General features: G+C 64.5%; 20 protein-coding genes and 2 pseudogenes. 13 read left to right on the top strand and 9 right to left on the bottom strand.

The genetic code is table 11. The annotated features are described in order from the left end of the window. Nucleotides 1-65: 65 nt before the first annotated feature. Nucleotides 66-431: a WhiB family transcriptional regulator gene (locus tag ACFTWF_RS24085; RefSeq protein ID WP_378463683.1), complete on the bottom strand. Its 366-nt coding sequence runs from the start codon at nucleotides 429-431 to the stop codon at nucleotides 66-68. Nucleotides 432-1,009: 578 nt separating this feature from the next. On the opposite strand from ACFTWF_RS24085, the gene ACFTWF_RS24080 reads away from it, so the two are divergent. Beyond that, nucleotides 1,010-1,459 carry a hypothetical protein gene (locus ACFTWF_RS24080; protein ID WP_378463682.1) on the top strand — a complete coding sequence of 150 codons (450 nt, stop codon included), beginning with the start codon at nucleotides 1,010-1,012 and terminating at the stop codon, nucleotides 1,457-1,459. An 83-nt stretch (nucleotides 1,460-1,542) separates the two neighbouring features. Here ACFTWF_RS24080 and ACFTWF_RS24075 read toward each other — a convergent pair whose 3' ends face one another. Beyond that, nucleotides 1,543-1,773, bottom strand: coding sequence for a hypothetical protein (locus ACFTWF_RS24075; protein WP_378463681.1), 231 nt, complete (start codon nucleotides 1,771-1,773; stop codon nucleotides 1,543-1,545). A 1,137-nt stretch (nucleotides 1,774-2,910) separates the two neighbouring features. On the opposite strand from ACFTWF_RS24075, the pseudogene ACFTWF_RS24070 reads away from it, so the two are divergent. Beyond that, nucleotides 2,911-3,063: pseudogene (locus ACFTWF_RS24070) on the top strand (histone-like nucleoid-structuring protein Lsr2); the annotation flags it as partial. 284 nt (nucleotides 3,064-3,347) lie between these two features. Here the strand turns inward: ACFTWF_RS24070 and tkt are convergent. The 7 genes and pseudogenes from tkt to ACFTWF_RS24035 all read right to left on the bottom strand — a co-directional run bounded on the left by tkt (nucleotide 3,348) and on the right by ACFTWF_RS24035 (nucleotide 12,754). After that, entirely contained in the window at nucleotides 3,348-5,513 is a 2,166-nt protein-coding gene (gene tkt / locus ACFTWF_RS24065; RefSeq protein ID WP_378463680.1) for a transketolase, read from the bottom strand. Nucleotides 5,514-5,612: 99 nt separating this feature from the next. Beyond that, nucleotides 5,613-6,460 (bottom strand): annotated as a pseudogene (locus ACFTWF_RS24060) (3-hydroxybutyryl-CoA dehydrogenase). Between the two features lie 258 nt (nucleotides 6,461-6,718). Beyond that, entirely contained in the window at nucleotides 6,719-7,732 is a 1,014-nt protein-coding gene (gene fgd, locus ACFTWF_RS24055; RefSeq protein ID WP_378463679.1) for a glucose-6-phosphate dehydrogenase (coenzyme-F420), read from the bottom strand. A 40-nt stretch (nucleotides 7,733-7,772) separates the two neighbouring features. After that, nucleotides 7,773-8,774 (bottom strand): class II fructose-bisphosphatase, encoded by a 1,002-nt coding sequence (gene glpX, locus ACFTWF_RS24050; protein ID WP_378463678.1) that lies wholly within the window; start codon nucleotides 8,772-8,774, stop codon nucleotides 7,773-7,775. Further along, a complete protein-coding gene (gene gnd, locus ACFTWF_RS24045) occupies nucleotides 8,771-9,721 on the bottom strand; it encodes a phosphogluconate dehydrogenase (NAD(+)-dependent, decarboxylating) (RefSeq protein WP_378463677.1) in 951 nt (316 codons plus the stop codon). The genes glpX and gnd overlap by 4 nt, the downstream gene beginning before the upstream one ends. 55 nt (nucleotides 9,722-9,776) lie before the next feature. Further along, entirely contained in the window at nucleotides 9,777-11,207 is a 1,431-nt protein-coding gene (locus ACFTWF_RS24040) for an aldehyde dehydrogenase family protein (protein ID WP_378463676.1), read from the bottom strand. An 80-nt stretch (nucleotides 11,208-11,287) separates the two neighbouring features. After that, a complete protein-coding gene (locus ACFTWF_RS24035) occupies nucleotides 11,288-12,754 on the bottom strand; it encodes an aldehyde dehydrogenase family protein (RefSeq protein ID WP_378463675.1) in 1,467 nt (488 codons plus the stop codon). Nucleotides 12,755-13,037: 283 nt separating this feature from the next. On the opposite strand from ACFTWF_RS24035, the gene tal reads away from it, so the two are divergent. The 11 genes from tal (at nucleotide 13,038) to ACFTWF_RS23980 (ending at nucleotide 24,851) form a co-directional block, all read left to right on the top strand. After that, nucleotides 13,038-14,324, top strand: a complete 1,287-nt coding sequence (gene tal / locus ACFTWF_RS24030) for a transaldolase (RefSeq protein ID WP_378463674.1) — start codon at nucleotides 13,038-13,040, stop codon at nucleotides 14,322-14,324. Further along, entirely contained in the window at nucleotides 14,324-15,967 is a 1,644-nt protein-coding gene (gene pgi, locus ACFTWF_RS24025) for a glucose-6-phosphate isomerase (RefSeq protein WP_378463820.1), read from the top strand. The genes tal and pgi overlap by 1 nt, the downstream gene beginning before the upstream one ends. A gap of 409 nt (nucleotides 15,968-16,376) precedes the next feature. Further along, nucleotides 16,377-16,784, top strand: coding sequence for a hypothetical protein (locus tag ACFTWF_RS24020; RefSeq protein WP_378463673.1), 408 nt, complete (start codon nucleotides 16,377-16,379; stop codon nucleotides 16,782-16,784). A 7-nt stretch (nucleotides 16,785-16,791) separates the two neighbouring features. Next, on the top strand, nucleotides 16,792-17,316 hold the full coding sequence (locus ACFTWF_RS24015) for a pyridoxamine 5'-phosphate oxidase family protein (RefSeq protein WP_005561315.1): 525 nt from the start codon (nucleotides 16,792-16,794) through the stop codon (nucleotides 17,314-17,316). Between the two features lie 144 nt (nucleotides 17,317-17,460). Continuing rightward, nucleotides 17,461-18,273 (top strand): glutamine amidotransferase, encoded by an 813-nt coding sequence (locus ACFTWF_RS24010; protein WP_378463672.1) that lies wholly within the window; start codon nucleotides 17,461-17,463, stop codon nucleotides 18,271-18,273. A 7-nt stretch (nucleotides 18,274-18,280) separates the two neighbouring features. Further along, complete coding sequence (locus tag ACFTWF_RS24005) at nucleotides 18,281-19,312, top strand: LacI family DNA-binding transcriptional regulator (protein WP_378463671.1); 1,032 nt, start codon at nucleotides 18,281-18,283, stop codon at nucleotides 19,310-19,312. Then, a complete protein-coding gene (locus ACFTWF_RS24000; protein WP_378463670.1) occupies nucleotides 19,309-20,259 on the top strand; it encodes a PfkB family carbohydrate kinase in 951 nt (316 codons plus the stop codon). The genes ACFTWF_RS24005 and ACFTWF_RS24000 overlap by 4 nt, the downstream gene beginning before the upstream one ends. A gap of 74 nt (nucleotides 20,260-20,333) precedes the next feature. Next, the gene (locus ACFTWF_RS23995) at nucleotides 20,334-20,723 is read left to right on the top strand and encodes a nuclear transport factor 2 family protein (RefSeq protein ID WP_378463669.1); all 390 of its coding nucleotides are present in this window, start codon (nucleotides 20,334-20,336) and stop codon (nucleotides 20,721-20,723) included. An 821-nt stretch (nucleotides 20,724-21,544) separates the two neighbouring features. Next, on the top strand, nucleotides 21,545-23,002 hold the full coding sequence (locus tag ACFTWF_RS23990) for a nicotinate phosphoribosyltransferase (protein ID WP_378463668.1): 1,458 nt from the start codon (nucleotides 21,545-21,547) through the stop codon (nucleotides 23,000-23,002). A gap of 98 nt (nucleotides 23,003-23,100) precedes the next feature. Next, entirely contained in the window at nucleotides 23,101-23,721 is a 621-nt protein-coding gene (locus ACFTWF_RS23985) for an HAD family hydrolase (RefSeq protein ID WP_378463667.1), read from the top strand. A 152-nt stretch (nucleotides 23,722-23,873) separates the two neighbouring features. Further along, the gene (locus ACFTWF_RS23980; RefSeq protein ID WP_378463666.1) at nucleotides 23,874-24,851 is read left to right on the top strand and encodes a ribose-phosphate diphosphokinase; all 978 of its coding nucleotides are present in this window, start codon (nucleotides 23,874-23,876) and stop codon (nucleotides 24,849-24,851) included. Nucleotides 24,852-24,854: the final 3 nt, after the last annotated feature.

The raw sequence follows: 24,854 nt of genomic DNA, 5'->3' as shown, positions 1-24,854 counted from the left end.
CGATCAACGTGCCGTGAGTCGCTGTCGTGATCGGTGGCGGATGTCCCTTCCGCACGTGGTGGTTGTCATCTGGCGTGCTGTGTATGGCCTTCGGGGTTGCGTTCCGACGAGTGTGATGTGGTGAGGTTAGTTTGCCGCCGATCACGGGCGGCACGTCGTTTGTGGCGGTTACGGTCGGTTTCGGACAGTCCGCCCCAGATCCCGTAGGGTTCGGCGGCGGTGACCGCGTGGGTGCGGCATTCGGTGAGCACGGGGCAGTCTTGGCAGATTTGTTTGGCGGCGCGTTCACGCTGGGCGCGGGCGTATCCGCGTTCACCGTCGGGGGAGAAGAACATCTCGGTGTCGGTGCCGCGGCAGGATCCGCGGTGCTGCCAGTCCGATGCGGAGGCCGGGGTGGGGGCGGTCGGTCGGGATGCAAACGTGTTCGTCATCGTCTTTCCGGCGGGTGCAGTGATCGGGGTTGCGTACCGGACACGATCTCGGAGGTGTTGTGCGACAGTACCCTTCGGCATATCGCACTGCACTGGGCGCCGTGGAGGGCGTGCAGGCACGATCAACGACGGGCGGGGCACTTCGAGGATTCCGCGGCCGGTACACAACGGGGCCGCGGCGGGAGGTCGCCGGGTCGGTGCGCTGATGCCTGGTCTCGACATCGGTGACAGGAAGGCGCCGGTGTGGCTGCCTCCACCCCGTCGCCGTGGGGAAACCCGAGGTGACGAGAGTGTGAGGTCCATTGTAGAGAGGCTCTGTTTGATGACTCAATGGAATCGGTGAGGAGTAACCGGCATCACACAAGCCGCGCCCACGCGGAAACGTCCGGAAAGCCGGCTTTCTCTTGGGGCCGGGCCGGGATCCCCGTGTGGCGGCCTCAGTCGACTGATCGCGGGTGACGGCGGTGGATGATCCGTAACGGGTCGGTGAGGACGGGTGACTGTACCGACGCCCACGGACCGATGGCGGATAAACCGTAGTGATACTTTTCGTATAACTGCAGTTGGAGGTGATATCGGTGGTGTTGACCGGTGATGTGGAGCGTGATCTGCGGGCGATCCCGGCGGAGAAGGAACTGCTGCAGATCAAGTTGCTGCGCGCGGTGGCGCACGCGACCGACAGTCAGGTGCCGCAGCGGGTGATCGCGAAGAATCTGGCCGTCACGCAACCGGAGGTCAGCCGGATCGTGAAACGGCTGCGGTTGAATCCGGCGGCCCGCGACCGCTCCCCTCGGGAGGTGCTGCTCGAGCATGCGGCGAAGCGGATCGACCACGACCGGATGATGGCGGAGCTTCTGGCCTGGGACTACACCTTCGGGCATGTTCCGGGCGATGACCCGCTGGGGGAGAGTTATGTGCGGGGGACGTGGGATCAGATCGAACGCTCCCGCGACCTCCTCGGTGACGACGATTACCGGGTCCTTCTCGCGGCCACGGCCGACCGGCGTGCGCGGGCGAATGCACGTTGATCCGGCTACCGCGGTCGCCGCGGGGATCGAGGCCTGCTGCCTGGCCGACTGAACAGCGCACCCAGCCAACATCTTCCGATCCTTCAGGAACCTAGGCTAGCTGTGCCACTGCGACTATCACTCAGGGTGACGGTGCCCTGGGGGAGGTGTGCGGTGTCCCCGCCGAGCGGGGTGTCCGGTTCCGCCGGCGACTGCGGGATGTGCCGGGCAAGGGCATTCTTGGCGGCGGCGGCGAGACTGATGTGGTGGCGTCGAGCGTCGTCGAGCAGGGCGTCGAAGGCCGCGTCCTCGCTGTGCGCGTGGCGCTCGGTCAAGAGCCTGATCGCGGCGGATAGCTGGGGCGCGCGCGTGGTTCCCGGCGGGCGAACTGCCTTGGAACGGGCGCTGAGGTTGGTCGGCATGGTGTCCTTTCGCAATGTGCTGGGAGGTCGGGTGCAGGTAATGGTGGTCACGGGATTGGTCGTGGCGGTGGTGGGTCGGAAGGCGGTGCGGGGAGCGGACATGGGCGGTGCACAAACTGGGTGGACACCAGTTGCGGACCCGATGATGTTGTGCGAGAGGGTCCCTCGTCGTCTCGCATGATCGCTGGGTTCCGCCGCGCCCAGCGGATACGAACGGGCACGGGCTGTACCGGTCAGGTGTCGGCGGCGATGCGCCCCCCGGGCTTGCGGTGCAGGGTCGTCGGGGTGCGCTGATGCCTGGGCTCGACATCGGTGGACGACGGAGACGCCGTTCTCCGGGTGCCTCCACACACGTTCGCCACGGAAACAAGGGCTGACGAGGTGTGATGTCAATGGTAGCGACACTCTGATTGAAGACTCAATGAAATCGGTGAGGAGTAATCGGCATCACACAATAGGGCCGGAAGCAGACGCTACCGCCGACGAGGCAGACACCGCCGACCAGGAGGACACTGCCCACCGCGCGGACACGGCCGACGAGACGACGGCAGCACCGGGCGCCGTCGCTTCCACGACAGACAACGGCAACGCGGACGCACCGACTCCGCCCACTGCCGCGGTGCGCGCCTGGGCCCGCGCCCACGGCCTGTCCGTTTCCGATCACGGACGCCTCGGTGCCGGGGTCTGGGAGGCCTATGTCACCGTCCCATCGATCCCGCCCCCTCCGAAGTCCGTGGCTGGGCCCGTTCCCATGACATTGCCGTTTCCGATCACGGGCGCCTGAGCGCTGAGGTCTGGGACGCCTACAACGCGCTACCTGCCCTGAGAGTTGACCCAGGGTGACTGCTTCGGCCCGGAGAGCCTGAGTGTGTGGCCGGAAGCGTGAGATGGCTTCGCGGATCCCAGGCACATCGTGTTCCGGCATCGACGGGGTAGGTGGGTGATGATCGTGTTCGAGAACGGCGTTGCCGATGACGTTGGGAAGCACACGCCCCCCTTCCACTGGGTCAGGGGGCCGAGGGGGACGTGTAGAAGGCGGCGGCGAGCAAGGCCCCGATGAAGATGACGACCAAGGAGATTCGCGTGTGGGCGATTGGGGAGGGCCTCGATGTGTCGTCCCGAGGCCGGATCTCGGGCGAGATCGAGCAAGCCTTCCATGACGCTCAGGCAAAGATGCGCGCCGCGAAAGTTGCAACACTCTGATGATCCCGCGGCCATCATGCTGCGACAAGGGCGGGTGCCGTGGCGATACCTCGGACGTGAAGCCGGCACGGCTGGCGCAGGGCATCCGCTCACCGCTTGGCGCCGGAGATCGTGATTAAACGAGCTCGCTCACATCCAGCTGACCGCCGAACTGGAGGCGATCACCGGTTTCGGGGGGCTATTACGCCGACGCCATCGCACCCCGCGCGAAGGTGCCGGTCCGCCGCAATAGCTTGCGGACCTACGGATTGCCGGTTCGTGTACGGCGGGCGTTGTTTGCGCAGTCAGTTCGCTCTGGTAGCGGCCGTCGAAATGCTTGTCAACGGAGGCGGAGCGTACCGAGAGCGTTTGGCATGTGCGAGTGAGCGCTGTGCGGCTGCGGTGACGGCCTCGGCGGTGAAGCCGAACTCGCGGAACAGGGTCTTGTAATCGGCGGACGCGCCGAAGTGCTCGATGGAGATGATCTCGCCGGCGTCGCCGACGAAGCGGTACCACGGCATCGAGACGCCGGCCTCGACGGCGACCCGGGCCTTGACCGTCGGGGGAAGCACGCCGTCGCGGTACGCCTGGTCCTGGGCGTCGAACCACTCGACGCAGGGCATGGACACGACGCGGGTGGGGATGCCGTCCGCCTCGAGGGCCTCGCGGGCGGCGACGGCGAGCTGCAGCTCGGAGCCGGTGCCGATGAGCACCACCTCCGGCGCCCCGGTCGAGGCGTCGGCGAGGACGTAACCGCCGCGGGACACACCCTCGTAGCTGGTCCCCTCGAGGACGGGCAGGTCCTGACGGGTCAGCGCGAGACCGGCGGGGGCCCGGGTGGCCTCGTCGGAGCCCTTCTCCAGGACGGCACGCCAGGCGTGGGCGGTCTCGTTGGCGTCACCGGGCCGCACGACGTACAGGCCGGGGATGGCGCGCAGCGCGGCGAGGTGCTCGATCGGCTGGTGGGTGGGTCCGTCCTCACCGAGGCCGATCGAGTCGTGCGTCCACACGTAGGTGACCGCCGTCTTCATGATCGCGGCCAACCGGACGGCGGGTCGCATGTAGTCGCTGAAGACGAGGAAGGTGCCGCCGTAGGGGCGGGTCGGTCCGTGCAGGGCGATACCGTTGAGGATGGAGCCCATCGCGTGTTCGCGGACACCGAAGTGCAGGGTGCGCCCGTAGGGCTCCGCGTTCCACATGCTGGTGGAAATGGACGCGGGACCGAACGAGTCGGCGCCCTTGATGGTGGTGTTGTTGCTCTCGGCGAGGTCGGCGGAGCCACCCCACAGTTCGGGGAGAACCGGTCCGACGGCGTTCAGCACGGCGGCGGACGCCTTCCTGGTGGCGAGACCCTTCGCGTCGGGCTCCCAGGTCGGCAGGACGTCGGCCCAGCCGGCGGGCAGGTCGCGTCCGATCAGGCGGTCGAGAAGCTTCTTGCCCTCGGGGGCGCGCTGCGTCCACTCGTCGTACTGGGCCTGCCACTCCTTGTGCGCCTGCGCACCACGCTCGACGACCTTGCGGGTGTGCGCGATGACCTCGTCGGCGACCTCGAACGTCTTGTCCGGATCGAAGCCGAGCGCCGTCTTCACCGCGGCGACCTCGTCGGCACCCAGGGCGGCGCCGTGCGCTGCGCCCGTGTTCATCTTGTTCGGGGCCGGGTAGCCGATGATCGTGCGGAGCAGGATCATCGACGGCTTGTCGGTGACCTCGCGGGCCTTGTTCAGGGCCTCCTCGATGGCGACGACGTTCTCGCCGCCCTCGACGACCTGCACGTGCCAGCCGTACGCCTCGTAGCGGGCGGCGGTGTCTTCGGACAGCGCGATGGCGGTGTCGTCCTCGATGGAGATCTTGTTGTCGTCGTAGATCATCGTCAGGTTGCCGAGTTGCTGGACGCCGGCGATCGAGGAGGCCTCGGAGGTGACGCCTTCCTCGATGTCGCCGTCGGACGCGATGACGTAGATGTGGTGATCGAACGGGCTGTCGCCGAGCGCGGGCTCGGGGTCGAAGAGGCCGCGCTCACGGCGGGCGGCCATGGCCATGCCGACGGCGGAGGCCAGTCCCTGTCCGAGGGGACCGGTCGTGATCTCGACGCCGCGGGTGTGGCCGTGCTCGGGGTGGCCAGGGGTCTTCGAACCCCACGTGCGCAGCGACTCGAGGTCCTCGAGTTCGAGGCCGTAACCGGCGAGGTACAGCTGGATGTACAGGGTGAGGCTGGAGTGTCCACAGGACAGGACGAAGCGGTCGCGGCCGATCCAGTCGGCGTCGGTGGGGTCGTGGCGCATGACCCGCTGGAACAGCGTGTAGGCGAGGGGGGCGAGGCTCATGGCCGTGCCGGGGTGGCCGTTGCCCACCTTCTGCACCGCGTCGGCGGCGAGCACCCGGATGGTGTCGACGGCCTTGGTGTCCAGTTCGGTCCAGTCGGCGGGGTGAACCGGTTGCGTGAGGACGTGGATGTCGTCTGTGATCGACACGGGCAGAAGTCTCCTGTTGCGAGTTGGGGAAGTGGGCTCTCGATTGCTGCCGGTTTCGGGACTGATTCTGGCCGCCCATTCGTCGACGAGCGGTCTGGACTATGTGTAGGAGTAGAAACCCTGGCCCGTCTTCTTACCGAGACGACCCGCATCGACCATTCGCTGTTGCAACGGCGGCGGGCTGTGCTGTCGCTCGCGGAACTCAGCGTGCAGCGATTCGGTGATCGCGAGTACGACATCGAGGCCGATTCTGTCGCACAGTGTCAGAGGTCCAAGAGGATGGGCGCGGCCACTGGTCATGCCTTCGTCGATATCCTCCCGGCTGGCGAACCCCGATTCCAGCATCCTGATCGCATTGACCAGGTACGGAATCAGCGGGGCGTTGACCACGAAACCTGCCCGGTCCCCCGAGCGGAGGGTTCTTTTCCCCAACCGCTCTTGCACATAGGTAGTGACTTGGTCGACAACGTGCTCTGCGGTGGAGAGACTGACGACGATCTCGGCCAGCGGCAGGACGGGCACCGGGTTGAAGAAGTGGACGCCGATCACCCGCCCGGGGTTCGGGTGGCGTTTGCGAGCCGGATAACCGGAATAGCGGAGGTATTTGTTGCCAGAATTGCCGATGGACTGACGACGTCGTCGAGGGTGCGGAAGAAGTCGAGCTTCATGGCTTCGATCTCGGGAGCGGCTTCGATCACGAGGTTGCGGTTCGCGAAGTCTTCGATACCGAGTGTGACGTTGATTCTCGCGAAGGTGTCCGCCGAGGCGTTGTTGTCGAGTCGTCCCGACTTGACGGAACGGGCAAGGGACGACTGGATACGGTCCGCTGCGGCATTGGCCGAGGTGATGTCGCGCTTGAAGATGGTCACTGAATCACCAGCTCGTGCAACTACTTCCGCTATCCCTGCCCGCATTGTTCCGCCGCCGATGACGCCCACACTCTTCACGTGTCTCCTTGGTCTTCATGCTGGTCGAGCGACTGGATCGGCTCTGCTGCAAACGTAGTCAGGTCTCGGTGAAAGTCGTACAGCGGCGCACCAGGCGATGGCGACGTACGGCCCAGGCGAGTGGGTGGAATTTCCAACCACTCGTAGGCCGAACACCTGGTGCGCCGCAGTACGGTCACCGCACTGTCTATGGCTGGACGAGTGCGGTGACGGTCACCGCAGTGTCTGGCTGGACGGTGCGGTGACGGCTGGGGAGAGTTAGCCGAGCTTACGCAGTCGGGGTGCCAGGTCACGCGCGAACAACTCGAGGAAGCGCTTCTGATCGTGACCGGGAGCGTGGAAAACCAGGTGGTTCAGCCCTGCGTCGATGTAGGGCTTGATCGCCTCGACCACTTCGTCCGGGTCGGAACCCACAATCCACCGCTTCGCGACCTGCTCGATGGGGAGCGCATCCGCGGCGGCCTCCATCTCGATCGGGTCGGTGATGTCGTGTTTCTGCTCGGGTGTCAGGGACAGCGGCGCCCAGAATCGGGTGTTCTCCAGCGCCTGTGCAGGATCAGTCTCGTAGGAAATCTTGATCTCGATCAGACGATCGATGTCCTCGACTTTCCGTTCGGCCTTCTGCGCGCCCTCGGCGACGGCCGGCATCAGCTTGTCGTTGTACAGCTCCATGCCCTTGCCGGAGGTACAGATGAATCCGTCACCTGCACGTCCGGCGTAGCGGGCGACGACCGGACCGCCTGCCGCGATGTACACCGGAATGCCCTCTACGGGAACGTCATAGATCGAGGCGCCGGTGGTGCGGTAGTACTGACCTTCGAAGTCGACCCGGCCGCCCTTCCACAGTTCGCGCATGAGTTGTACGGATTCGCGCAGGCGGGCAAAGCGTTCCTTGAAATCGGGCCAATTGCCTTCGAACCCGGTCGCGATCTCGTTGAGCGCCTCACCGGTGCCGACCCCGAGCATCACCCGTCCGGGATAGAGCAGGCCCATCGTGGCGAACGCCTGCGCGATGACCGCGGGGTTGTATCGGAATGTCGGTGTCAGAACCGACGTGCCGAGCCGGATCCTTGTGGTCCGCTCACCGACGGCCGTCATCCACGCCAGGGAGAACGGGGCGTGGCCACCCTTGTGCCGCCACGGCTGGAAGTGGTCGCTCACCATGGCACTGTCGAGTCCATGACTTTCCGCGAGCACTGAGAGTTCGACCAGTTCACGTGGGCCGAACTGTTCCGCCGAGGCCTTGTATCCGAGCTTGAGTTCTGCGGTCATGTGCGTTTCCTGCATTTCTGTGTGTGTACGAAGTGGTTCGTCAGCCGTGGAAGTCCACCGCGGAGTACTCACGGAGTTTGTTCAGACTGTGTCGTCCGTCGATCATCCGGACTGTGCCGGACTTGGATCGCATGACGATCGACTGGGTGGAGGCTCCGCCGGCGGCGTAACGCACCCCGCGGAGCAGGTCACCATCGGTGACGCCCGTCGCGCAGAAGAAGACGTTGTCTCCGGAGACGAGATCCTCGGTATGCAGCACCCGGTCGAGGTCGTGGCCCGCGTCGATCGCTCGCCGGCGGTCGGCATCGTTGGTGGGTGCGAGCCGGCCCTGGATCGCGCCTCCCATGCAGCGCAGGGCCGCTGCTGCGATCACGCCCTCGGGGGTGCCGCCGATCCCCAGCAGCATGTCCGGCGCCGAGCGTGGATCCGCGGCTGCGATGGCGCCGGCGACATCGCCGTCCGCCAGCAGTTGGACCCTGGCTCCGGCGTCTCGCACGGTGTTGATGAGGTCGCCGTGTCGGAGCCGGTCGAGTACGGCCACTGTCACGTCCGAGACCGACGACTTCTTCGCTCGTGCCACACGCCGGATGTTCTCGTGGACCGGCGCGGTGATGTCGATGACGTCGGCGGCATCGGGACCGACTGCGATCTTCTCCATGTAGAACACCGCAGACGGATCGAACATCGTTCCGCGCTCGGATACCGCGAGCACGGCGATGGCGTTGGACATTCCCTTGGACATCATCGTAGTGCCGTCCACCGGGTCGACCGCGACGTCGCATTCGGGACCGTCGCCGGTTCCGACGCACTCGCCGTTGTAGAGCATGGGGGCGTGGTCCTTCTCGCCCTCGCCGATCACGACGACTCCGCGCATGGATACGGAATTGATGAGCTGCCGGATTGCGTCGACTGCGGCGCCGTCGCCGCCGATCTTGTCGCCCCGTCCCACCCAGCGTCCGGCGGCCATCGCGGCTGCTTCCGTTACGCGAACCAGTTCGAGGGCGAGATTGCGGTCCGGCTTCTCCCGGCGGCTCACCGTCACCGGGCCGCAGCCTTCACCTGATCGAGGGCAGCGTCTGCGCTGCTCGTGGAGTGTCCTCCGAACTGTTTCCGCAGGGCGGAGACCGCCTTCATCGACGGTGAGGACTCCTGCCTGCTGGCGAACCGGGCGAAGAGTGCGGCCGAGATGACCGGTACCGGAACGGCATTGCGGATGGCTTCTTGGACGGTCCACCGGCCTTCGCCGGAGTCTTGGGTCCACCCGGAGATCCCGGACAACTCCGGATCGTCTTTGAGGGCGCGTACGAGGAGGTCGAGGAGCCACGATCGCACGACGGTGCCACGGCTCCAGGCCTCGATGACTGCCGGGACGTTCTCGACGAGTTCCGTGGCCTTGAGCAGTTCGAAACCCTCCGCGTAGGCCTGCATCAGGCCGTACTCGATCCCGTTGTGCACCATCTTTGAATAATGTCCTGCTCCAATGGGTCCCGCGTGTACGAATCCTTCGCTGCGGGGGCCTTCGGGGCGGAGGGCGTCGAAGAGGGGCATCGCCCTGTCGACGTGCTCCTCGGCTCCACCCACCATCAACGCGTAGCCGTTCTCGAGACCCCAGATTCCGCCGGAAACACCGCAGTCGATGTATCCGATCCCGTGCGCGTCGAGCGCTTTCGCGTGGTGGATGTCCTCGCTGAAGCGGGAGTTGCCTCCTTCGATGACGAGGTCGCCCGGAGAAAGCGCCTGTGACAGGTGCGTGATTGTCTCCCGTGTCGGCCCACCCGCCGGAACCATCACCCAGACGATGCGCGGTGAGGGGAGTGCCTCGACGAGCGCGTCAATCGACGACACGTCGGAGCTGTTGACGTGTGGGTCGTAACCGAGGACTTCGGTTCCCGAACGGCGGAGCCGTTCGCGCATGTTGAAGCCCATCTTTCCCAGCCCGATAAGCCCGATCTGCATAGCGTGGAGCCTTTCCGAATCGACAGAGCACAACCGGTGTGGGAGGCCGAGCCCCGTGGGCCGAGTGCTCGACCTCCCGCGGGGGGTGTCAGTTCTGGTTGTCCCCGAAGATGGCCTTCACCTCGAGGAAGTCCTCCAAACCGAACTTGCCGAATTCACGGCCGTTGCCGGACTGCTTATATCCACCGAACGGTGCATTGGCGGCCAGCGGGGCACCGTTGAGGTGCACCATTCCGGTCCGCATCCGCCGTGCGACCCTCCGCGCACGTTCGGGGTTTCCGGAAGACACCATGCCGGCGAGCCCGTATTGCGTGTCGTTGGCGATGCGCACCGCGTCGTCCTCGTCTTCGTAGCCGATGAACATCATCACCGGCCCGAAGATCTCCTCCTGCGCGATCGTCATGTCATTGGTGACGTCGGCGAAGACGGTGGGCTTGACGAAGTAACCCTCCTGCAACCCGTCCGGGCGGCCGGTGCCACCGACGACGAGCGTCCCGCCCTCGTCGATGCCCTTCTGAATGAGTCCCTGGATCTTGTCGAACTGTGCCTGCGACACCACGGGACCGACAGTCGTGCCCTCCGCATCCGGAGCTCCGACGACGATGGTGGCCGCGGCCTTCTTTGCGATCTCGACAGCCTCGTTCATGCGATTCGAGGGGATGAGGATGCGGGATCCGGCGTTGCAGGACTGGCCCGAGTTCACCACCATTGCGGTGACGTCGCGGGTGATGACGTCTTCGAAGTCGGCGTCGTCGAGGACGATGTTCGCCGACTTGCCGCCGAGTTCCTGGGCGACGCGCTTGACCGTCGGTGCCGCGTTCTTGGCGACCTCGACGCCGGCCCGCGTCGACCCGGTGAACGAGACCATGTCGACCGCGGGGTGCGCGGACAGTGCCGTTCCCACGGTCAGGCCGTCACCGTTGATGAGGTTGAAGACGCCCGCGGGAACACCGGCTTCGTCCAGGATCTCGGCGAAGATGATCGCGTTGAGGGGCGCAATCTCCGACGGTTTGAGCACCATCGTGCATCCGGCTGCGAGGGCGGGTGCCACCTTGGCGACGATCTGGTTGAGCGGCCAGTTCCAGGGGGTGATGAAGGCGCAGACGCCGACCGGCTCGCGCACCACGGTCGTGGTGTCGATCTTTTCCTCGAACGTGAAGTCCCTGAGGGCGTCGAGCGTCGCCGTGAAGTGCCCGAGACCTGCCGGTGCCTGAGCCGCCTCCGCGAGGCCGGTGGGCGCTCCCATCTCGCTGGTGACGGCGACCGCCAGGTCCTTCATGCGCCGCTTGTACACCTCGATGATTTTCTCCAACAGGGCGATGCGCTCGGCCGGGGTGGTCGACGCGAAGCTGTCGAACGCCTTGCGTGCGGAGGTGACTGCGACGTCAACGTCCTGTTCGTTGCCCATTGCGATTGTGGTGATCGGCTTCTCCGTCGCCGGGTTGATCACCTCGAGCGTCTTCGAGCCGATCGGGTCTACCCAGGTGCCGTCGATGTAAAACTTCTGAGTGTGGTCCATCGTTTCCTCCGTCGAAGCGTTGGTGGTTCTGAAAAGTGCTGGGGCCAAGCGGTTGAGTTCGAAAATGTGCGATCGCCCCGCTAGTTCGGCGATCTGAGATAGACCGTTTTGGTGGTGGTGAAGAACGTGCGGGCAGCCTTTCCCTGCTCACGATTCATGCTGCTCGAGGCCTTGACCCCGCCGAACGGGACGTGCGGCTCCACACTCGCCGTCTCCCGATTGACATGCACCAGGCCGGAATCGATCCGGGTCACGAACTGCATGGCTTTGGAGATGTTCGAGGTGAACAGCGAGGCCGACAGGCCGAACTCGGTGTCGTTCGCCGCGGCGAGGGCTTCGTCGAAAGTCTCGACCTCGGTCAGGACGAGCACCGGGCCGAAGATTTCGTCCCGCACGAGTCGGCTGGACGGGGACACGCCGGTCAGTACCGTCGGTTCGAGGAAGCAGCCCTCACCGTCTGTCTTGCCACCGAGCAGTATGTCCGCACCCTCCTCGTGCGCGAGCCGAAGGTACTCGACGACGGTGTCGCGTTGCTCGGGTGAGGACATCGGCCCGATGTCGGTGGCCTCGTCGTACGGGTTGCCCACCACCAGTCGGTTCACCTGGGCGAGCAGCAGTTCGCGGAATTCCGTTGCCACCTGGCGCTGAACGTAGACGCGACTGGTGGCCGTGCAGCGCTGTCCGGCCGCCAGCATGGCTCCGCGAACGACCTGCACGGCCGCGTCCTCGAGTTCGGCGTCCGCCAGCACGATGGCAGGGTTCTTGCCGCCGAGTTCGAGTTGCACCTTGACGTTGCGGTCTGCGACCGCCTCACGGAGGCGAACACCGACACCGTTGGATCCGGTGAAGGTCAACGCCGCCAAGCGGTTGTCCCCGGTCAACGAACCGGACAGGGAACGGCCCTTTCCGGTGACAAGGTTGAGCACACCGGTCGGCAAACCCGCCTCGGCGAAAATCTCGGTGAGCAATACCGCGCTGCCTGAGGCCACTTCGGCCGGCTTCCACACCACGGAGTTGCCGAATGCTACTGCGGGAGCGATTTTCCATGTCGGAATCGCGAACGGAAAGTTCCACGGCGTGATGGCGCACACGATCCCGAGGGGTTGCTCGACGGTGAGCAGAATGGTCTCGGGGTCTGCGCTCGGGTAGGTCTCGCCCGAGGGCTGCAGCAGATCGCCGGCGTAGTAGCGCAGGATCGCAGCGCTGCGCAGCACCTCGCCGCGGGCGTCGCGGATGGCCTTGCCCATGTCGGCGGTGAGCCGGCGAGCGGCCGTCTCGACCCTGGCCTCGAGCAGGTCGGCTGCTCGGCGCAGGACGTCGGCGCGTTGGACGGCAGGTGTGGCAGCCCATCCCGGCTGGGCCTTCTCGGCCGCGTCGTAGGCGCGGCGTACGTGAGCGGGAGTCGCCGACGCGAATATGCCCGACAGTCGATCTGTCGCGTACGGCTCGAATCGATTAAATGTCTGTTCCGAGGTGCACCACTCGCCATCGAGGAAGAGTGTCGCGGCGTCATCGAGGAGCGTTGCAGACGCACAAGTGTTGGACATGGTCACCTGACCTGGGGCATGGAAGGAGTCGAACGGAGAATTGCAGGTCTTTCACCTGCATCGATGGAGCACGGAGGCATCGGATCTGGTGCGTTGCGTCCGGGAATCCAGCCGGGGTGTCCGAGCCGGAGCGTCATCGCGGCGATCGGGCCGGCCGAGGCGCTCGGGGAATCGTGGGTCATGAGGTTGTCAGGGGCATTCGGCATGTGATGGGATGACCTCCCGAGTAGAAACGTTTACATGACAATATGTGGCCATGCCGGAACGGTCAAGGAGACTTCGAATGAGAAACGATCGAGGGCGCACTGTCCGCCCTCACGAGTACCTCGACACCGACGAACGGCCGGCGGGGGAGGAGCGCAACTCCGCGCAATCCCCGGCCGCGTCGGGCCCGCTCCAGCGGCTGTCCGCCGCCGGCGTTGCAGTGTGGCTCGACGATTTGTCTCGTCACCGCCTGGCGTCGGGGAGCCTCGCCGCACTCGTGCGGAACTGGTCCGTGTGCGGCGTGACCACCAACCCGTCGATCTTCGAGAACGCCCTGCAGTCGGGTGAGGCCGCCTACGGTGAGCAGATCCTCGTGCTGGCGAACGCGGGGGCGAATGCCGCCGAGGCCGTACGAGCGTTGACCACCACCGATGTCCGCTGGGCCTGCGAGATTCTGCAGGAGACGTACGAACGATCCGGAGGTACCGACGGATATGTCTCGATCGAGGTGGACCCCTACCTGTCGCGCAACGTGCCGGGCACCGTCGCCGAGGCCCGCGACCTCTTTCGCTTGATCGGTCGCCGCAACGTCCTGATCAAGATTCCGGCGACGGCCGAGTGCCTTCCCGCCATCACACAGACGCTCGCGGCCGGCATCGGGGTCAACGTGACGCTGATCTTTTCTCTCGAACGTTACGAAGGCGTCCAGGACGCGTTCATGGCCGGTCTCGAGCAGGCCCGCGCGAACGGCCACGACCTGGCCGCCATCCAATCTGTGGCATCATTTTTCATCTCCCGAGTGGACACGGAAGTAGACCGCCGCCTCGGCGAGGACGCTCGCGACTACCTGCGCGGGGCGGCCGCGATAGCAAACGCCAGGCTCGCCTACGAGAAGTTCGAGACGATGCTGCGCACTCCTCGATGGCGGGCGCTCGAGGCCGACGGCGCCCACCCGCAGCGCCTCCTGTGGGCCTCCACCGGTGTCAAGGACCCCGCGTACTTCGACACCAGGTACGTCACCGAGTTAATCGCCGCCCGAACGGTGAATACGATGCCGGAGGAGACACTGCACGCCGTGGCCGATCACGGCGTCGTGGACGGCGACAGCATCTCCGGAACATACGACACCTCGCGCACGGTCCTCGACAAGCTCACGCTCGCCGGAGTCGAGTACGACGACGTCGTCCGTGCGCTCGAAGCCGAGGGACTGCAGAAGTTCGAGGTCGCCTGGAACGAACTCACTTCGACCGTCGCGCAGCTTCTCGACGACGCCCGCGCGCAGGTCGACCGGTCCCGTAACCCAGCACAGATACCACCGCCGATCCCCGTATCGGCGGCCGAAGGCTCGAGAAATGTGAGGCGATGATGGAATTCCTTCAGACCCCGGTCGATCAGCGGCCGCAGTGGGCCGCGCTCGGGAAACACCGAGCACGCCTCGACGGAGTATCGCTTCGCCGACTCTTCACCGAAAACCCCGGACGCGCTGTTGAGTTCACCCTCGGTGTCGACGGACTGCTATTGGATTACTCGAAGAACCTCGTCGACGCCGAGGTGATCGACGAGTTGGTCGACCTCGCCTACGCCGCCGGGGTGGACCGGCGGATCGAGGCGATGTTCGCGGGGGAGCGAATCAATATGACCGAAGATCGCGCCGTGGCACACGTGGCATTGCGCGCCGCGCGCGGTGAGCGAATGGTGATCGGCGGAGGCAATGTCGTACCGGGGGTGCACCGCGTGCGCGACGACATGGCCGCCTTCGCGACCCGGATCCGGTCGGGAGCGTGGCTGGGATACACGGGTAAGGCCATCAAGAACGTGGTGAACATCGGGATCGGCGGGTCGGATCTCGGTCCCGTGATGACGGCCGCAGCGCTGTCGGCCTACTCGGATCCGGGACTGAACGTCCGTTTCGTCTCCAATGTCGACGGCTCGGACATCGTGTCGGCGGTCCGGGATCTCGATCAGAGCGAAACCCTGTACGTCGTGGTGTCCAAGACGTTCACCACTGTCGAGACACTGACCAATGCGCGCACCGCGCGCCGGCTTCTGGTGGACGCGCTCGGCAACGAGGACGCGGTTGGCAGACACTTCGTCGCCGTCTCCACCAATACGGAACAGGTGAGTCGCTTCGGGATCGATACCGAGAACATGTTCGGTTTCTGGGATTGGGTCGGCGGTAGGTACTCCGTCGAGTCGGCGGTCGGACTGTCGTTGATGATCGCGATCGGGCCGGAGAACTTCGCCTCGATGACCGACGGCTTCCGTGCGATGGACACTCATTTCCGCGAGGCCCCGTTCGGCCGCAACATGCCGGTGCTCCTCGCACTGATCGGACTCTGGTACAACAATTTTCACGACGCTCAGACTCATGCCGTACTGCCGTACAGCAAGTACCTCGCACGCTTTCCGGCGTACTTGCAGCAGCTCGACATGGAGAGCAACGGCAAATCGGTGGACACGGAGGGACGTCCGGTCCGGGTCCGTACCGGCCCGGTCGTGTGGGGCGAACCCGGCACGAACGGCCAGCACGCCTTCTACCAGCTGCTGCACCAGGGCACCCACCTCGTCCCCTGCGACTTCATCGGCTTTCTTCGTCCCGTCGACGGTCCTGACGAACACCACGATCTGTTGATGGCGAACTTCTTCGCTCAGACCGAGGCTCTCGCCTTCGGTCGCAGCGAGGAGGAAGTGGCGGCTGCCGGGGTACGGGCCGACCTCGTCCCGCACCGAAGTTTCGCGGGGGGCAGACCGACGAATACGCTGCTGGCGGGGAGGCTGGACCCGTTCGTGCTCGGCCAGCTGGTGGCTCTGTACGAGCACAAGGTGTTCACCCAGGGGGTCTTGTGGGGGATCAACTCGTTCGATCAATGGGGTGTGGAGCTGGGCAAAGTGCTCGCCCACCGCATCTTCGACGAGCTCTCTCAGGACGAGCCGCCCGCGCTCGGTCACGATGAATCGACCAACTCCCTGGTCTCGCTGTACCGGAAGGCCGCGGCCCGGCGGGTGTAGTCACGGACCGGATGGAGACCGGAGCGTTGCCGCCGTGCGCTGAGGGAACAAGGCTGTCCACAGTGCGGTGTGCAGGTCCCGGGCGTGCGGAACGGTGTCCGCGACAGGCACGCGAGATTCCTCCAGAACACTTGACGCTCCATAACCGCTCTTGTAGATTAGAAACGAATCCAGTCGGCATTACAACAGGTAAAATGCCAGATTAGATCTCCAAAGTGGAAACGTTTCACACCGGCTAGCAATCCCGGTGGTCGTCGCGGGAATCACCCGAAAGATCCAGCACGAGCCAACTGCGCTCAGTCTGCCTGGCCACCATTGTGGATGCTTCCGGAAACCGACTCGAAATGAAGGGAAGACCCGGATGGCCGACTTCGATCCGTCAGCGCCGAACGCGCGACGTTACCCGCGGGTGATCACTGAAGACGAGATCAGCAGCATGCCGCGTATGCAGTTCAACACCGGCATCGACACCGCGATCTTCCTGTCACGGGAGCGCGACGACGCACGCTACTTCCGCCAGGGCTACTGCTACCAGGAGCCCGACCACGCTCCCTACAACTGGGAGCAGCCCAACTTCGACGAGACGCACTACTGCCTCGAGGGGCACATCAAGCTGCGGGTCAAGGATGCGAACGACCGAGAGGTCGTGCTCGAAGCCGGTCCGGGAGAGCACATCTACCTGCCGGCCGGATACACCTACACCCTCGAGAACACCGGCGTGCGGACCGTCTTCTTTTGGACGAGCGGACCGTCTCCCCGCGTGGGACTCGTCGAGGTGCCGGATTACCACAAGACCCTCCAAGAACTGAGGAAGTGAGAGAGCAATGGCCGTGACCGCAAGCCAGACCGCCCCTCTGCGGGGCGACAAGAGGTGGGGCTACCTCGACCGGGCCAAGAGCATTCGTGTGGCGAGCGTGAATGCCGACGGGAGCATCTACCTGACTCCCCTGTGGTTCGTCGTCGACGAGAAGAGGATCTTCCTCCCGATCGATGCCGGTAGCCGCCACGGTGCGAACTCGCAGGCAGGCCGGAAAATCGCCGCGCTGGTCGATTCGGGCGACGAGTACGCCACCGTCAGCGGTGTACGCATCCTGGGAACGCTGGTCGAAGCCACAGACGAGGTTCTCGTGAAGAAGCTCCAGGACAAGGTGTTCGAGAAGTACTTCGGCACGGGTCACCCTTACGCCGAGCAGTACTTCGAGTTCGGTGAATTCGCCGACCGCCGTTACCTGGAATTGGTGCCGGACAAGATGATCGGCTGGGATTCACGCGAGACGACGATGCCGCAGGTTCCGGAAGCTCGTGTGCTGCCGGACTTTGTAGGAGACCGGCCGCTCCCCAAGAGCTGACCGATCCGTTCATCGCCGCAGATCACGGCGGACCGGCATCGCCTCGTTCACTGACGGGGACGTCGGTCCGCCCGCTTCCGACAACGACGACCGCGGGCGACGGCTCGAGTTGCACACACACATTCTTTGAAATTTGGAGTAGGTATGACTTCGACTAAGGACGGCGCCACCCGGGTGCTCGTGGTCGGCGAATCGTGGATCAAGCACACGGTGCACATCAAGGGCTTCGACGAATTTCGCACAGTCGAGTACGAGGAAGGCGGCGGCGTCTTCCTGGACTCGCTGGACGCTTCCGGGCTCGACGTGACGTACCTGCGCGCCCACGAGATCTCGGGGCGGTTCCCGAAGGCGCTGGAAGAGTTGCAGCAGTTCGACGTCGTGGTCCTCAGCGACATCGGAGCGAACTCCTTCCTGCTGGCCGACGAGACATTTTTGCGCTCCGAACGCAGCGTCAACCGCCTGTCGCTGCTCGCGGACTTCACCGAAGCCGGCGGGGGCCTGATCATGGTGGGCGGCTACATGTCGTTCACCGGGATCGACGGCAAGGCCCGCTACGGGATGAGCCCGCTGGCACCGGTGCTTCCGGTCACCATGCTCGACTACGACGACCGCATCGAAGTTCCCGAAGGCCTCGACGCCACGTTCGACGAACCGAATCACGAGATCCTCGGCGGAACCCCCGCGGAATGGCCGATGCTTCTCGGCTACAACCGGGTCATCGCCAAATCCGACGCGACGGTTGTCGCGCGCTTCCGCGAAGACCCGCTGCTGGTCGTCGGTACCGCCGGCGTCGGCCGCTCGGTGGCGTTCGCGTCCGATCTGGCCCCACATTGGGCGCCGCCGGAATTCGTGGAGTGGCAGCATTATCAGGCGCTGTGGACCTCGATCGTGAACTGGGCTGCGGGCGTCGACGCGGGCCTTCCGTCGCCGGTGCACGCGGTTGCTGCGGTAGATTGAGAATTTTATGAGCAATGGTCAGCCCCCGACGATGAAAGACGTGGCCCGGCACGCTGGCGTGTCCGTGAGCACGGTCAGCTACGTCTTGAACGACAGCGGACCGGTTGCGCCCGCACGTCGAGCCCGCGTGCTCGACGCTGTGCGTGTCCTCAACTACGCACCCAACGAGGCTGCGCGGGGGTTGAAGAGACGTTCGGCGCCCACGATCGGACTCGTGGTCCCCGAACTGTCGAACCAGTTCTTCGCGCTCCTCGTGGAAGGCGTCGAACAGGCCGCAGCTGCTCGTGGAGTGCTTGTCGTGTTGTGTGCCCCCGAAGCCACCGATGGAGGAGAGTCGCTCAACGGGCGGCTGCTCCGAAGTCAGAGGCTGAACGGAATCATCTATCTGTCGGGGGCGTCGACGTCACCGACGTCGCTTCTCGAACTCACGCGGCTCGGTCCGATCGTTCTGGTGGACGAGCAGGTCCCCGGATTCGACCTGCCGGCCATCGTGTCGGACAACCGCCGCGGCGCCCGGGAAGTCGCTCAACATGTGCTCGGAACAGGCCATCGCAAGATCGCCGTCATCGGCGGTCCCGAGGGTTTGTGGACGGCCCAACAGCGACTCGCCGGTTATCGGGAGGCGCTGGCAGCCTCAGGAATCGAACCCGATACCGTTCCGGTCTTCGGTGGAAACTACCGGCAGGAGTCGGGTACGGAACTCGCGGCGAAGGCATTGTCCGGGCCGCCGTCGGAGCGCCCCACAGCGTTGTTGTGCGCGAACGACCTGATGGCCATCGGCGTGCTCGAGTACTGCCGATCCGAGGGCATCCGAGTGCCCGAAGAACTCAGCGTCGTCGGCTTCGACGACCTACCGCTGGTCTCGCTCCTCACGCCGAGATTGACCACAGTCCGCCAACCGGCTCGGGACATGGGTGAGCGAGCCGCGAACCTGCTGTTCGAACTCATCGACGACAAGGTCGACGTGCCCGCTCCCGAGCCGTTCCCGACCCTGCTACAGATAAGAGATTCCGTGGCCACACCCTTAGGTAGTTCATGAGTACGTCGCTGGACGCGGGTACCACCCGGGGGCGAGTGTTCGTCGTCGGAGCGATCAACGTCGACCTGGTCGTCGCCGCTGAGAGACTGCCCGGTCCGGGCGAGACCGTCGTGGGAACCCGCGTCGAACGGTACGGCGGCGGCAAAGGCGCCAACGCCGCGGTCGCGGCCGCGCGGGCGGGCGCGGAAGTGCATCTCGTCGGAGCGGTAGGCGCGGACGCCAACGGCACCGAAGCGCTGGACGAACTTACCGCCGAGGGTATCTGGGTGGAGGGCGTCACCGTCCTCGAGCAGGAAGCCACCGGGGTCGCGTTGATCGTCGTCGACCCGGGCGCCGAGAACCAGATCGCCGTCGGTGCGGGTGCCAATGCCGCACTGAGCGTCGAACACGTGACGCGGGCCCTCGTTTCCGATCTGAGACCCTCGGATTCAGTGCTGGTCAGCACGGAGATACCCGACGCCGCGGTGGCGGCTGCGGTGGTCGCTGCCGCCACCGCGGGTGCACGCTGTGTCCTGAATCCGGCCCCTCCCATTCCCGGGGTTGCCGATCTCCTCGGGTACGGGCCGATCCTGACGCCCAATGCGGGCGAGTGTGTCGAACTCGCAAAGATGCTCGGTGACGAGCACACCCACGCCCGCGAAGCCGCCGCCGCGACCATGGCACGCACCGGAGCCCCGGTCGTCGTCACCCTGGGAGGTGACGGTGCCCTGGTACTCACGCCCGACGGGAACGTCGACCACGTGCGGCCACGGCCGGCGGTGGCACGCGATACCACCGGCGCAGGCGATACCTTCAATGGCATTCTGATCACCCGGCTAGCAGCGGGAGATGAACTCGACGTCGCCGTCCGAGCCGCAAATATTGCTGCCGCGCTGTCTGTTGCACACGTCGGGGCCCGCGCTGGGATGCCTCGCGCCACGGACATCGAGGTCGGCAGCCGGGCATAACCACTCGTCGAGGCCCCTGTGTGGCGACATCAGCGCACCCGGAGGCTTCCCGAACCGGAGCATATGGAGCAGCCATGACTATTGACGACCGTGCAACGTTGATCGACCAGTTCGTCTACGCCTGGAACATCAAGGATGTCGACGCACTGATGAACCTGATGGCCGACAATTGCACCTTCCACTCTTCTGTCGGCCCCGATCCGGGAGTCCGGTTCGAAGGTCCTGCCGATGTTCGTCGCGGATTCGAGATGTACCTTCGACCAAGCGGTTCGGCGACCGAAACCGTGATGGAGAAGCCGCTTGTAAGTATGAATTTTGCTGTAACCCGGTGGACTACCTTCCAAAGGCAAGTGGACGGGACCGTTCTGGAAACACTTGCGTGCGACGTGTTCGAGTTCGAAGGCGACCGCATCAGGCGTAAGGACACCTACCGCAAGATCTCCACTCCCGTTACTGCCTCCTAGAAGGAACAACGCAGAGGAACTAACTGAATGTTGTGGGGTTACTGTCGGATACCGCAACGGGATCACTCTGACACCGAGGACAAGTGTCGGAGCGCAGACCCGCCCGGGTTGAGGTAGACAGGGCGACCGTCCCGCAATGAGCGGGAGAACCGCATGTTGGTCGCTTCGTCGAGTCGGCACCGACCGGTCGCCTCGCCATGTCGGCGCTTGGCCACGGCACCCCCGACTCCGGCTGCGAGAATACGGTCATTCACTCGTGTGGGTGGCCGTATTCGTCTGTCCAGGTGCATGGTTCATAGTCGGTTCAAGTCCGTCACGCGGCCGGTAGGCGCGGCGCTCGCGAGTAACTCAGGCATCCACAAGGTAGAACCCTTTCTAATATTTGGTCGTTCTACCGGATTTCGGGTTCCGTAGCGCCGGGAAACGAAGGGGCGGAATCGGGATGCGGCCGGCTGATCGTTGGCAGGGAATTGTCCAGGCCAGCCGTGGCACGAGCCGGTTTTCGAGTAAAGTGCGCGAGCTGAGAATTGATCTCCTCGAACCTCTTGACTGCGGCACTATAAACGTTAATAGTAAGTGTGATGCAGCGCACTGAGAGAGCGAACCCGCTATAGGTCGCCCGCATGACGGGTACCTGCTCGATAGACGTAATGGACCGAACATGTTGGTAGCCAACGTCTTACAAGATCGAGTTCTGGATCGAACGCAGCACCTCGAACGCGAAGGTTCGGCCGCATTCGCAGCAACTCTCCGGGACTTGGAAAATCCAGACAGCAGAGAAGTAGCAACGATCACACACCACGAGAAAAGGCGAAATTGCGATGGCTTTGAGTCGGAGTTACGACAACATCATCATCAACACCGATAGCTACAAGCATTGTCATTACCCGTTGTATCCGGCAGGGACGGAGTACGTGTCCAGTTACATCGAGTCGCGGGGTGGGGAGTTCCCGGTGACGATGTTCGTGGGCTTGCAGGCCTTCATCCGGGAGTATCTGCTGCATCCGATCACGCTCGAAGATATCGATCAGGCGGAGAGTATCACCCGTGAGCAGGGGATGCACTTCAATCGGGAGAATTGGCTGGGAATCCTCAACGATCATGATGGATTCTTGCCGGTGGAGATCGAGGCGGTGCCCGAGGGCCTGGTGATGCCGACCCGCAACGTGCTGGTGCAGATCATCAACACCGACCCGAAGTACTTCTGGGTGACGAGCTTCTTCGAGACCGCGCTGCTGCGTGGAGTGTGGTACCCGACCACGGTTGGCACCATCAGCTGGCTGGCCAAGCAGGTCATCAAGGAGGCGTTGGCCCGGACCTCCGATCACCCGGAAATTCTGCGACACTGTCTGCACGACTACGGTGCCCGCGGGGTGAGCTCGCAGCAGTCGGCCGCGCTCGGGGGGTTGGCGCACCTGGTCAACTTCAACCAGAGTGACACCGTGCCAGGGATTCTCGCGGCGAGGGAGTACTACAACGCGGTCGCGCCGGCGAATTCCGGCCCGAACTCCGAGCACGCCAGTTTCTGCGCGTGGGGTCGGGAGAACGAGGCCGCGGCGATGCGGAACATGCTCGAGGTGCACGCACCGAGCGGGGTGGCGTTGCTGCTGACCGACACCTACGATCACGAGAACGCGGTCAAGAACATCATCGGCCGCGAGCTCGCCGACGTTGTTCGGAACTTTCCCGGACTGGTCGGGGTGCGCCCGGACTCGGGTGATGTGGTGCAGGTGACCGCGGAGACGACCGAGTGGTTGATGGAGAGCTTCGGGTACACCACCAACAGCAAGGGTTTCAAGGTGCTGCCCGACTATGTGCGGGTGGTGCAGGGTGACGGGGTCAATCGTGACAGTCTCCCGCGGGTGTACGCCGAGCTCGAACGCCGCGGTTTCTCGGCGGAGAACGCGATCTTCGGGATGGGCGGCGGGCTGTTGCAACACTGCAACCGGGACACGATGAACTTCGGGCAGAAGGCGTCCGCGGTGTGTGTCAACGGTGAGTGGCGGGGTATCGCGAAGGCGCCGACCGGGGATGCAATGAAGGCGTCCAAACGCGGCCGACTCGGGTTGCGACTGTCGCAGGGTGAGTATCAGACGGTGCCGCGGGAGTCGATTACGCCGGAGGAGAACATTCTGCAGCCGGTGTTCCGTAACGGCAAGTTGCTGCGGAAGTGGGATTTCTCCGAGCTGATCGAGCGCAGTGAGCGGGAGGTGCCGGAGAGCTATTACGCCGACGCCATCGCACCCCTGCACAACGACGCTGAACTCGCACTCTCCTGAGAGCTGCCGGCGACCGGGCGCAACTTTTACACCGCCCTGGTCGCCGGCCCCCGGGCAGGCTTGTAACCCGTTCCACACACAGTTAGGTTCACAGCACGATGACTAAGCTGCACGTCTTCGACATGGACGGCACCCTCCTGCAGTCCACTGCTTCGATCGAGATCTCGAGAGCGGTCGGAGAACTCGCTGCAGGCGAGCTGATCGAGCAATCTTGGTTCAGGGGTGAGATCAGCGATGTGCGTTTCTGGGAACTCTGCCTTCCCCTGTGGGAAGGGCTCAGCGAGGCAGACATCGATGACGCGTTCGCCGCCTCCCCGTGGATCGGCGGCGTGGTCGAAGTCTTCGCCGATATCCGCAACCGCGGCGAATACAGCACTGTCATCTCTCAGTCACCCCAATTCTTCGTGGAACGCCTGACCGGGTTGGGCGCCGATTCGGCGTTCGGCGCGCAGGTGGCCTTGAGGAGCGAGGTCGGCCCGGAGAGTCTCCTCAGCGCCGAGGACAAGGTTTCGATCGTCAGCAAGTTGCTCGCGGAGTATGGACTCGCCGAAAGGGACTGCGTTGCATACGGCGACTCCACGTCCGACATCCCGCTGTTCGGAAAGCTCCCGAACACGGTGGCCGTCAATGCGAGCGCCCGGGTCCGTGAGCTTGCCACGATCGAGTACGAGGGGACCGATCTCCGCGGTGCATACGTACTCGGCCGAGGACTGCTCTGACCGGCGCCGCCGCACGTCGAAGACGGGCACATCAGTACTACCTTCCACCAATACGACAGCGAGGTCCTTGAACGGTGGCCGCCTTGAGAAGCATCCCGACAAGTAGTGGTGCGGACTGCGCTACGTCCGCGGGTACCGCGACGAGCATGCCGATGAATTACGGCAAGCGGTTGAAACTGTTTTCCGGTCGAGCCAACCCCGACATCGCGAAAGCGATCGGTGCCGAGCTGGACGTGGGGCTGAGTCCGGTTGTGCTGAAGACCTTCTCGAACGGAGAGGTGTACTGCCGGTTCGAGGAGTCGATCCGCGACGCCGACGTCTTCATCGTTCAGCCGACATGTACCAATCCCGAGACCGGGGTCACCACCAATGATGCACTGATGGAGCTGATGGTGATGATCGACGCCGCTGTTGCTGCCAGTGCGCACCGCGTCATCGCCGTAACGCCGTGGTACGGGTACTCGAGGCAGGACAAGCAGAGCGCCCCGCGTGAGCCGATTTCCGCGCGTATGGTCGCGCGGATGCTCGAATCGGCTGGAGCAGACCGTCTCCTGGCGATGGATCTGCATGCCGGACAGCTCCAGGGCATGTTCAAGATCCCGGTGGACCACATGACGGCAATGAGGTTGCTCGCTCAGTACTTCATCGATCTCGCGATGGAGGATGTCGTGGTGGTGGCACCCGACGCCGGCCGGGTGAAGCTGAACAAGAGTTTCGCCAAGTGCGTCGGCGCCGATCTCGCGATTCTCGACAAGGAACGCCCGAAACATCAGGTCGCCGAGATAGGTCACGTGATCGGAGATGTGCGGGGAAAGACCGCGATCATCGTCGACGACATGATCGATACCGCCGGCACTCTCCGTGCCGCGGGGGAGATGGTGATGAGGGCTGGAGCGTCAAGGGTGTTCGCCGCAGCCACCCACCCGGTGTTCAGCGGCCAGGCCTACGACAACCTCGCCGCATCGCCGTTCGAAGAGATCGTCGTGACCGACACGATCGCGCTGTCGCCCCAGGCACCGGCCAACGTGCGCGTGCTGTCCTGCGCCGGCGTCCTCGCCGACTCGATCAGCCAGGTCTTCCGAGGCGGATCTGTCAGCGAAGTGTTCGGCAGTGAGTACCAGTTGTTCTGATCG

The sequence above is a fragment of the Rhodococcus sp. NPDC056960 genome (assembly GCF_042674125.1).
Lineage (GTDB): Bacteria > Actinomycetota > Actinomycetes > Mycobacteriales > Mycobacteriaceae > Rhodococcus_F.
The sequence above is the reverse complement of the archived record's forward strand: the minus strand, read 5'-3'. Positions and strand labels throughout refer to the sequence as shown.

Coding starts and splice junctions, on each gene's coding strand:
- ACFTWF_RS24000 (WP_378463670.1), top strand. CDS start 19,309: ATGAGTACGTCGCTGGACGCGGGTACCACCCGGGGGCGAGTGTTCGTC.
- tal (WP_378463674.1), top strand. CDS start 13,038: ATGAGAAACGATCGAGGGCGCACTGTCCGCCCTCACGAGTACCTCGAC.
- pgi (WP_378463820.1), top strand. CDS start 14,324: ATGGAATTCCTTCAGACCCCGGTCGATCAGCGGCCGCAGTGGGCCGCG.
- ACFTWF_RS24005 (WP_378463671.1), top strand. CDS start 18,281: ATGAGCAATGGTCAGCCCCCGACGATGAAAGACGTGGCCCGGCACGCT.
- ACFTWF_RS24015 (WP_005561315.1), top strand. CDS start 16,792: ATGGCCGTGACCGCAAGCCAGACCGCCCCTCTGCGGGGCGACAAGAGG.
- ACFTWF_RS24040 (WP_378463676.1), bottom strand. CDS start 11,207: ATGGACCACACTCAGAAGTTTTACATCGACGGCACCTGGGTAGACCCG.
- ACFTWF_RS24010 (WP_378463672.1), top strand. CDS start 17,461: ATGACTTCGACTAAGGACGGCGCCACCCGGGTGCTCGTGGTCGGCGAA.
- ACFTWF_RS24085 (WP_378463683.1), bottom strand. CDS start 431: ATGACGAACACGTTTGCATCCCGACCGACCGCCCCCACCCCGGCCTCC.
- ACFTWF_RS23995 (WP_378463669.1), top strand. CDS start 20,334: ATGACTATTGACGACCGTGCAACGTTGATCGACCAGTTCGTCTACGCC.
- ACFTWF_RS23985 (WP_378463667.1), top strand. CDS start 23,101: ATGACTAAGCTGCACGTCTTCGACATGGACGGCACCCTCCTGCAGTCC.
- ACFTWF_RS23990 (WP_378463668.1), top strand. CDS start 21,545: ATGGCTTTGAGTCGGAGTTACGACAACATCATCATCAACACCGATAGC.
- ACFTWF_RS24035 (WP_378463675.1), bottom strand. CDS start 12,754: ATGTCCAACACTTGTGCGTCTGCAACGCTCCTCGATGACGCCGCGACA.
- fgd (WP_378463679.1), bottom strand. CDS start 7,732: ATGACCGCAGAACTCAAGCTCGGATACAAGGCCTCGGCGGAACAGTTC.
- ACFTWF_RS23980 (WP_378463666.1), top strand. CDS start 23,874: ATGAATTACGGCAAGCGGTTGAAACTGTTTTCCGGTCGAGCCAACCCC.